The following is an 8,861-nucleotide window of genomic DNA, read 5'->3' on the forward strand; positions in this document are numbered from 1 at the left end:
ATCGCCCTCGCACGCCGCCGCTCAGACGTCCTCTTCGCCATGCTCCGAGACGGAACCCTCTACCAGGAACCGGAACCACGGAATCTGCCGTCAGCGGCTTGACGAAAAACATAGAGGCACCCCCCCGGCCCGCCCGACCACTGCTTACCAGGAGGAAAAATGTGGGTTGATGATCGAGGGGTCTGCCACACAGTGGCCTTGCCGGATCCGACGGAGCTGATGTCGGAGGCCTTCCGCCGGAGCCTGGATCAGTTGATGCTGCAGGGTCAAGAAGAGCTGGATGGAGCGATCGAGACTGAGGAGATCCGCTTCTTTGAGGAAGGGATAGGGGCATGGGTGAGAGCGTCGGACGAAGCTGAGTTTGTTGCGGCCGCTCCTCCCATAGCTCTCCTTGCCGAACCCGTGGAAACGGTGGATGACCTGAGGCAGCTAATAAGGGGAATCGACGATCGATGGCGACTGGACGCGTTGCTTGCTTTGGACGACTACTTCTCATAATCGACGGAGACTAGGGTGGTCCCATCCGACCCTTGGAAAAAATCCGACCTCCCGAAAGGAACCTGCGATGAAGGACAACGAAGTCTCCGCCACCAGCGCTACAACCTACGAAGGATTCACGGAAGAGGAACGCGCCGCGATGAAGGAGCGCGGGCAGGAGCTCAAGACGGCCTCGCGCCGTAAAGCGGGAGGCGGAAAGGCGGACGGGGAGAGCGAGGTGCTTCAGAAGATCGCCGAGATGCCCGACGCCGACCGCATAATGGCCGAGCGTATCCACGCCATCGTCAAAGAGAACGCACCCGAACTGGTGCCGAAGACCTGGTACGGGATGCCTGCTTATGCCCGCGACGGCAAGGTGGTCTGCTTCTTCCAAAGTTCGCAGAAGTTCAAGGCACGGTACGCAACGCTCGGGTTTGACGAGGCGGCCAACCTCGATGACGGCAGCATGTGGCCCACAGCTTACGCTCTGACGAAGTTGACCGCTGCGGATGAGAAACGGATCGCAGAGCTAGTGAAGAAGGCCGTCAGCTGAGGCCATAGCGAGGCGTGACAGTCCTCCAGGGCATAACGCCCGGACATAAGCACTCCTCAACTCTGGTGCCAAACGCGCCCTGAGAGTACCGTTTTTCCCATCAGAAGACTCCGCTGAACTGGGCTCCGGACACATCATTTATGTGGAGGTGCCCCCTGTGAAAAAGCGCGCAGCGAGCAGTGGCGGAGCGGCGTCAGCGTCTAGTCCCACCACTCCCGGCTTTCCGATGCGTGATGCTTCTGAATTCACATCCACCCAGCTAAGCCGTCCTGACGCCTGTGCGCATCACGGTACGGGTGGACGCAAGCAACGAACAGACAATCTCTGGCTCGCTGCTGCGGGCCACCAGTTGAGGAGGATGCAATGAAGCACAAGATACGCGCCGCCGTGGGAGCAATGATCGCCGTGATCGGCATGTCAATCGCAGCGGCTGCTCCCGCGTTGGCAAAGCCACTGGAGCACGACCGCTTCGTGGAGTCCGGCAGCGAAATAATACAGGAAGTGGACCCGCTGTTCTGCGAGGAAATTGTGGACTTCCCGGTGCTGCACGAATGGACAGTCCAAGAAAATTTCCTCCTTGTGGTTCGCGGTGACGGCTTCGCCTACTCAGCGATCCGGCTCCATGCGACAGATGTGTGGACGAATACCCTGAATGGCAAGGCCTTGACGGTTATAACCGCCGGCCAGGAGCGGGATCAAAAGATTATCGACAACGGCAACGGCACGCTGACGATCAATGCAGCTTTCACAGGAGTCCAAAAGGTCTACGGCCCCGATGGTGGGCGTCTGTTCATGGACACTGGCATAACGAAAGTCGACCTTCTCTTTGACAACAGCGGTACACCCACCAATCCCTTCGACGATGAGTTCATTAGCTTTAAAGTGACGTCCGATACCGGGCTTTCGGATTTGGCTGAACGCGAATTCTGCCAAGACCTGGTCACATTCATCGGGTGACAGTTGTCCGTCCGTCCTAGCCGGCAATAAGCGGCGCATCGGTGGCCCTGCCTTTTCGGCGGGGCCACTGCCGTGAGACAGTGCCAGGGTCTACGGGTTTTGCTCCCAATGGATCCGGATGGCCTCAGCGATCGGGCCGTGGGCCGCATCTACGCGGAAAGCAACCGGCGCCATGCCGGTTTCTTCAATAACGGCGTCGCGGTATACCCGGCCGCATTTGGGGCAGAGGGTGTAAATGTCCTCGTCTTCGGGCCATTCGGCCAGTCCGGCGGGCACGGGGGTGCTGTCGTCGCCATGAACGGGAATACCTTCTGCGTTGGCCTGGATCAGGCCCTCGCCGTCGACGGTGTTCCCGCAGACGCAGGTGATGGTGGTGACATCATGACCAGTGACATCAGCGAATTCAGTCTCCATGATGTGCTCCCGGGGGATGGAGGAAGACGTTAACTCCTAGTTTAGGTGTCCTCTGCCAGCAGCGGACTGTTGCTCTCACTGAGGTGTTGACTAGGCGTCATGGCAGGGCCACGATGAGAGCAATTGTTCCCTGGTCTCCCGACGAATTGTGGGCAGCCATGACCATAGGAAAATCCCAAGACCGGACCCTGTCCACGCAGATCCTCCGTTGGACCGGAATGGCTGCGGTATTGGGAGGGCTGCTCTGTGGCCTTGCCGCCTTGTTGCATTCCCTGGAGCCCACCGGATGTATTGGCATGGAGTGCGAAACCCGGGAAATGCGCTCGGCCACCGGCCTTGTTCCGTTTATCTCTCCAGTGGCAACAATCCTGATCCTGATCGGGATCGCCGGTCTGACGTGGCTGGCCCGGCAGGCCGGCCGCTACAAGAGACTGGCGAATGCGGGCGTTATTTGTGCGGCTGCCGGACTCGCCGTGTTGTTCCTTGGCGGATTCATCCAGGCTGTCTTTTTCAACGGCGATTTTCCTGGGATGCCGTTCTTCGTGATTCCGGGACTGCTGGCTGTCATTACCGGCTTCGTGCTCATCGGTGTCTTTATTCTTCGCTCGGGTGTGCTCCCTCGCTGGCTTGGCATTTTCCTTCTGGTGAGCAGCGTCCTTCTCCTGGCGGCCAATGAGCAGACAATAACGGTTCTCCTGGTCATACCCTTTGGCCTGGCAGTGGCAACCGTCGGGGTCTTTATGTGGACGATGGCAGACCGGCCGAAGACGGCCGCCGTGGCCGCAGGCTGAACCGGCCGACGTCGGGCGGTAACGGGGTCAGTCGGAGGCTGGGCCATTGATGGTCGAGGGTCCTGCTGTCAGGTGATGCGTGGCGTCCAGGACGTCCTGGAGAGTTTGCAGCGCTGCTTCGAAGCGCTGCTCGCCAGTGTAGGAGCCCCAAAGCTCTTCCAGTTCCCGGACTTTGGCCGATGCCTCGCGCAGCATCTGCAGACCGCGGGAGGTTGGAACAATGAGCTTGGCCCGGGCATCGGCGGGGTCAGGCCTGCGCTCCAGGTACCCTAGCGCCTGCAACTCGTTTACCAATTCTGAGGTTGCAGCCAGGCTGAGCTGCGCGCGCGCTGCCAAGGCTGTCAGACGGATTCCCTTTGTGCCGATGTTGCCGGTGATTTGCAGATGAGCCAGTCGTAGATCGCCGTAGCCGTGGGATTCCGCCTCTGTCAGGAGCTCACGCCGGAACTCGGCCAGGAGGCGCACCAGGAGTTGGCCTACGGGAAGCCGCGGATGTTCGGAATCTCTTGACGACGGCGTGGGCACGGAGGAAACTTTATCTCACATACTTCGGAAACCGAAGCAAATCTCCCTAAAACTGCTGACGATGTTTTTTTGGAGGCGGGACATGATTTCGGAAGCTTCATCCACTCTGATCGACACAACGCTTGGTCCACTGATGGTCCGGCGCGTCGGCAGCGGTGCTCCGGCGCTCTTGTGGCACAGCCTATTTGTTGATTCCAGAACTTTCGACGGCGTCGTGGAGGACTTGGGCCGGCAGCGCGAGCTGTTCCTGGTGGACGGGTCCGGGCACGGTGACAGCCCTGGGCCACACAAGCGGTATTCGCTGGAGGATTGCGCCACCGCTGCCGCCGAGATCCTGGATGTCTTGGGCATTTCGACGCCGGTGGACTGGGTTGGCAACGCCTGGGGCGGCCATGTAGGAATCGTCTTTGCCGGGAAGTTCCCCGCACGTTGCCGGACGCTGACCACGATCGGCACACCCCCATATCCCCTCTCCAGAGCAGAGAAATTCCAGACCAGTCTTCTGGTCTTCCTCTACAGGATTCTGGGACCGGGACCCTTCAGCGGGTCAATCGTGGACGCGCTCGCCGGACGCGGCGTGGCCAGGACGTCGCCGTCGGCTGCAGAAGCAGTGAGTGATGCGTTCCGCGGAGGGAACAAACGCGGCAAATACTGGGCCATGCGGTCCGTAATGCTGCGCCGCCCTGATCTCCGCCCGATCCTGCCTCGCCTGCAGGTCCCCACCCTGATGCTGGCGGCCAGAGATGATTCGCTAAACGACCCGGAGGAAGCAGAGCGAGCAGCGCGGACCGTACCGGACGGACGCTTTGCGCGGGTCTCCGGCGGGGGCCATGTGGCTCCTCTTCTCATTGCGCCGGCTGAAGTGGCCCAACATGTCCTGACGTTCTGGTCGGCCACCCGCAACCGTCAATCGGCGGCATGATTCAATGGCTCCGCTCACCTGATCGCGTGGACAGCACCCGCAGGGCAGGTCCAACTGGAACCGGCTACTGATCCAGGAGCTGCTCGCGCAGGATATCCGCGTGGCCGCAGTGCTGGGCAAACTCGCGGATCGAATGGAGGTACATCCAGCGCAGGGGCAGCGGCCCGCGCCGGTTGCCGTGGAGCAGATCATCGAGCCCGAGTGAGGCAGTCAAGCCGCGCGATGATTCGCAGGCTTCCAGGTGTGCCTGCCGGACGGTGGCGATGGTGTCGGCGTCGTCGAGAATAAACGATTCGTCGGGAGTGGCGGGGATACCGATCTCGGACCGGGGCCGGCAGGTGATGGCTTCGTCGAACAGGACTTTCTCCACGAACGTCGCGTGCTTCACCAGGCCCAGCAGCGTGGTGCGGGACGGCACCAGGGACCGGCGAACCTGCTCCTCGGTCAGCCCGTCGAGGCAGGCGTTGAGCGCGTGCCGGTGTTCGTCGAGGAACGCTTCGAACTGGGCGCGTGCCGGCTGGTTGATGACGTCGTCGGCGGCCGTCACAGGGAGGGAAGACATGCGTGAAGTATGCCAATGCTGGGGGCCCGGGGCAATTTGGTCGAACTGTTCAGCCCGACAGGCCGCTCAGACGTGTCTGGAGGTAGCGGCGTTCGGTGTCGTTCTCCGTCAGGATGAGCGCCTCTTCGAAGGCGACCCGGGCGTCGTCGAACCGGCCCAACCGTGTCAGGAAGTCGGCGCGTGCGGCGGCAAGGTACGGGTAACGGGCAAGTTGCGGTTCGGCTCCCAGAGCGTCCAGCTCAGCCAGGCCTTCCGCGTAGCCGACGGCGAAGCCGAGCGCGATGGCCCGGTTGAGTTGGACGACAGGAGACGGCCACCTGTCCTGGAGCAGGTCGTAAAGTCCAAGGATCTCCTGCCAGTCAGTGTCGGACCACGACTTGCTCTCATCATGTACGGCCGCGATCGCAGCCATGAGGGCGAAGCGGCCCCGCGGCCGGCGGGTCAAGGCTTCACGGAGGAGGGAAACCCCCTCAGTGATTGCTGACCGGTCCCATTTCGAGCGGTCCTGGTTCTCCATCAGTACGAGCTCACGGTGCTCGTTAAGTCTGGCGCCGCTGCGGGCATCGGTGAGCAAGACGAGAGCCAGGAGCCCGGCCACATCACCGTCGTCGGGCAGCAGGACGCGGAGCATCCGTGCGAGCTCAAGTCCCCGTTCGGCGAGATCCCGGCGCATCAGATTCTCGCCCGAGGGGGCGGTATGACCGGTTGTGTAGACCAGGTAAACCACTGACAGGACGCCGTCGAGGCGCTCGCGGAGTTCCGACGCCGCCGGCACGCGGTACGGGATGTGGGCCGCCGCGATCTTCTTTTTGGCCCGGGTGATCCGCGCCGCCATGGTGGCCTCCGGCAGAAGGAATGCCCGCGCCACATCAGTGGTGGAAAGTCCGCAGAGGAGCCGCAGCGTTAGGGCGACCTGCGCGCCGGAGGAGAGGGCTGGGTGGCAGCACGTGAAGATCAACCGCAGGCGGTCGTCGGTGATCTCTTCCTCGTCCGACACCAGGTCATCGGGCAGATACTCTTCCGGCTCGAGCAGTTTGGGGAGCGTCCGTTGTGCGGTGACGGCCCGCCGGCGCACGTCCAGTGCCCGACGACGCGCGGTTACGGTGAGCCACGCCCCGGGGTTCTCCGGAATGCCGCGCTGGCCCCAGGTAGACAACGCGCTGGCATACGCATCCTGGACGGCTTCTTCCGCGGTATCGATGTCACCGGCGGTGCGCACGGTGGCCGCCAGCACGAACGCCCACTCGCGGCGGTGCGCGTCCGCAACCGCCGCAGCGACTTCCGGGCTGGCGGCCGGCGGCATCAGCCCCCCACCCGCACGGGGCGGACCTCGACGCCGACGCCGGCGGGAATGTCCTTGGCAATCTCCAGTGCTTCGTCGAGGTCGGCAGCCTCGATGAGGTAATAGCCGGCCAGCGTTTCCTTCGACTCGGCGAACGGTCCATCCGTCACAGAGAATCCGCCGGCGCCGTCTCGACGGATGGACGTCGCCGTGGACGGCGGCTCCAGGCCGGCACCGTTGATCAGGGAACTGCCCCGACGTTGCATGAACGCCTGGTAATCAGCGCTGACCGTCTCTCCTGCCTCTTCCTTCGTGCGAACGTCGTCCTCGAAGATCAGGACCAAGTACTTGGACATTTTTCTTGTCCCTTCGTCTGTTTCAGGGCCCGCTTTTCGGGATCCTACTTATACGACGCGCGAGAGAAGCCCTGATCGACAACGGCGACCCAATTTTCTCCACTTCAGTTGCGGATGGTCCTCTAGCTTCCGGCCGGCTCGCGCACCGTTGGCCGGTGACCAAGCCGGGCAGAGACGGATCCGGCGGCGGCCAGTACACTCTGCAAATGGGCGGAAATCCGGTCAGGCCCTGTGCGGGACCTGGGCGCCGACAGCATGATGCAACCCACCGCCTCACCCCTGTAGTCCCGCACGACAGCCGAGATCCCCACTTCTTCAGAAGAGGTGTAGCCATCGTTCACGGCGTAGCCCTGATCTTTGATGGTTGCGAGGTGTTGCCGGTAGTCGCCCACAGGGCCGGAGTCGGCCGTGTGGGTGATGCGCCCGGCTGCAAGCAGTTGCTCCGCTTTCTCAAAAGGGAGCAGGGCGAGAAACAGCCGCACCGATGAGCTTCCGTACTGGTTATAGCGTGTCCCGATAGCTGCTGTGTGCTTGACCTGGTGCGGGCTGGGTATCTCTTCCACCACGATGGCTTCGGCTCCGTTCCACACGGCTAATGCGCTGGTTTCACCGGTTGTGGCCATGAGTTCTTCCAGATCGGCGTGCGCGGCACGGCGGACGTCGAGCTCCGCAAGCAGTGGCCCGGAAAGGCCTATCAGGCCCAGACCAAGACGGAAGCGTCCTGTCTCTTCGTCACGTTCCACGTAGCCGGCATTGGTCAGCCCGGTGAGAATCCTGGAGACCGTACTCTTATGCAGGTTCACCGTCTGCGCTATCTCAGTCACGCCCAGCACAGGCTTTCCAATGGAGAACGCTTCGAGAACGCTAAGACCGTTGAGCAGCGAGGCGGCGGCCCCTTGCCGTGGTTCATCTTCGCGCCGCGGCCTGCCTGCCATATTTTGTCCTCTGTCGATGATGTCCGAAGCCGCCATGAGCACTACCTGCGGCATCAGCACAGGGGAGTCCCTGTTTCCCCATCTTAAGACCACGTCAGTGTCCAGAGGCGTCGGACACTTGAGTATCCGCAGAGCCCCCACCCGCTGCCAGGGCTTTGACTTGTTGCGTTCTCAGCAACTATATTGTTAATACAGCAACACCCTATCGATGATGATCCAATGATGGGAAGTCGCCGAAGAAGGGTGCGGCAGCGATTTCGGTGAAGAAATCGCAGGGACAAAGGCGGGCGGGGGGCCGCTGCCAGAGTTCAAGAGAAGGGCCCTCCAAATGACTGGACAGTTTGAAATCTTCCGCGACGGCACGCGCTTTCGATTCCGGCTTACTGGCGAAGAACGCGAAGTTCTGGCGGTTTCCGGTGTTTTTGCCGACAAGGCGCATGCGGCCAAGGCCATCATGGCTGTGCGCGAGAATGCGGCCGCAGGGCACATAGTGGACAAGTCCTCGGCAGCCGAATCGGCCCAGCACGTTCCGAAGAATCATTTCGGACTTACCCGCAGAGGCGGCGGACAATCGACGCGACCAGGTGGCGTGCCCGAATTGCGGGGCAAGGGTATGGGGCCGGCCACGCGATTGAAGCTGAAGTTTCTGATCCGGCTCGATGTCGACATGAGCGGGGCGCATATCCAGGTCCGGGGCGGTGTCACCGAACGCAATCTGGGGGCTGTTTATGCAGTGGCTCGCCGCACCAGCACTATCGTCGGCGGACTGGCCATAATCCTTGATCTACGGAAGGCGGCAGTGGAAGAGATTGCGCTGGCGGAGTTGCGGCGAGCCTGTCAGTCCGGCGAGCTGCCCGCCACATCAGGCTCAGAGTCCACACCTTGCAGGCTGGAGGTCTTGGAACCGGCCGCACCGTAGAAAGACAGTTCTTCCACGGACCGTAGCCACTTCAGCGCTGGCTAGCTGTACTGCCCAGGGACGTTGGTTGGGTGAATGTGGTGACTCGCTGGAGTCGTTGACTCATGGGTGAGGACCTCCGGTTGCACAGTGGAGTTGCTTAGACAACCGCTGAGGCGACCAGGAGGT

Annotated in this window: 12 protein-coding genes; 6 read left to right on the top strand and 6 right to left on the bottom strand. The window is 61.9% G+C overall.

Going from position 1 to position 8,861, the window contains the following annotated elements; genetic code table 11:
• Positions 1-159: 159 nt before the first annotated feature.
• The 3 genes from MU551_RS23005 to MU551_RS23015 all read left to right on the top strand — a co-directional run bounded on the left by MU551_RS23005 (position 160) and on the right by MU551_RS23015 (position 1,987).
• On the top strand, positions 160-498 hold the full coding sequence (locus tag MU551_RS23005) for a hypothetical protein (RefSeq protein ID WP_247048893.1): 339 nt from the start codon (positions 160-162) through the stop codon (positions 496-498).
• Between the two features lie 67 nt (positions 499-565).
• Positions 566-1,030 (top strand): iron chaperone, encoded by a 465-nt coding sequence (locus tag MU551_RS23010; RefSeq protein WP_247048894.1) that lies wholly within the window; start codon positions 566-568, stop codon positions 1,028-1,030.
• A 363-nt stretch (positions 1,031-1,393) separates the two neighbouring features.
• Positions 1,394-1,987: a hypothetical protein gene (locus MU551_RS23015; protein ID WP_247048895.1), complete on the top strand. Its 594-nt coding sequence runs from the start codon at positions 1,394-1,396 to the stop codon at positions 1,985-1,987.
• A 90-nt stretch (positions 1,988-2,077) separates the two neighbouring features.
• Here MU551_RS23015 and MU551_RS23020 read toward each other — a convergent pair whose 3' ends face one another.
• On the bottom strand, positions 2,078-2,401 hold the full coding sequence (locus MU551_RS23020; protein ID WP_247048896.1) for a hypothetical protein: 324 nt from the start codon (positions 2,399-2,401) through the stop codon (positions 2,078-2,080).
• A 113-nt stretch (positions 2,402-2,514) separates the two neighbouring features.
• On the opposite strand from MU551_RS23020, the gene MU551_RS23025 reads away from it, so the two are divergent.
• Entirely contained in the window at positions 2,515-3,192 is a 678-nt protein-coding gene (locus MU551_RS23025) for a hypothetical protein (protein WP_247048897.1), read from the top strand.
• Positions 3,193-3,219: 27 nt separating this feature from the next.
• Here the strand turns inward: MU551_RS23025 and MU551_RS23030 are convergent, their stop codons facing one another.
• A complete protein-coding gene (locus MU551_RS23030) occupies positions 3,220-3,717 on the bottom strand; it encodes a MarR family winged helix-turn-helix transcriptional regulator (RefSeq protein ID WP_247048898.1) in 498 nt (165 codons plus the stop codon).
• A gap of 82 nt (positions 3,718-3,799) precedes the next feature.
• Here MU551_RS23030 and MU551_RS23035 point away from each other — a divergent pair, with 82 nt between their 5' ends.
• Complete coding sequence (locus MU551_RS23035; RefSeq protein WP_247048899.1) at positions 3,800-4,639, top strand: alpha/beta fold hydrolase; 840 nt, start codon at positions 3,800-3,802, stop codon at positions 4,637-4,639.
• Positions 4,640-4,703: 64 nt separating this feature from the next.
• Here MU551_RS23035 and MU551_RS23040 read toward each other — a convergent pair whose 3' ends face one another.
• The 4 genes from MU551_RS23040 to MU551_RS23055 form a co-directional block, all read right to left on the bottom strand.
• Positions 4,704-5,201 (bottom strand): DinB family protein, encoded by a 498-nt coding sequence (locus MU551_RS23040; RefSeq protein WP_247048900.1) that lies wholly within the window; start codon positions 5,199-5,201, stop codon positions 4,704-4,706.
• A 49-nt stretch (positions 5,202-5,250) separates the two neighbouring features.
• On the bottom strand, positions 5,251-6,504 hold the full coding sequence (locus MU551_RS23045; RefSeq protein WP_247048901.1) for an RNA polymerase sigma factor: 1,254 nt from the start codon (positions 6,502-6,504) through the stop codon (positions 5,251-5,253).
• The gene (locus MU551_RS23050; RefSeq protein WP_247048902.1) at positions 6,504-6,839 is read right to left on the bottom strand and encodes a YciI family protein; all 336 of its coding nucleotides are present in this window, start codon (positions 6,837-6,839) and stop codon (positions 6,504-6,506) included. The genes MU551_RS23045 and MU551_RS23050 overlap by 1 nt, the downstream gene beginning before the upstream one ends.
• Positions 6,840-6,961: 122 nt before the next feature.
• A complete protein-coding gene (locus MU551_RS23055) occupies positions 6,962-7,828 on the bottom strand; it encodes an IclR family transcriptional regulator (protein WP_247048904.1) in 867 nt (288 codons plus the stop codon).
• 274 nt (positions 7,829-8,102) lie between these two features.
• Here MU551_RS23055 and MU551_RS23060 point away from each other — a divergent pair, with 274 nt between their 5' ends.
• Positions 8,103-8,693: a YegP family protein gene (locus MU551_RS23060; protein ID WP_247048903.1), complete on the top strand. Its 591-nt coding sequence runs from the start codon at positions 8,103-8,105 to the stop codon at positions 8,691-8,693.
• Positions 8,694-8,861 lie beyond the last annotated feature (168 nt).

It is taken from the genome of Arthrobacter rhizosphaerae, assembly GCF_023062595.1.
Classification (GTDB): Bacteria; Actinomycetota; Actinomycetes; order Actinomycetales; family Micrococcaceae; genus Arthrobacter; species Arthrobacter rhizosphaerae.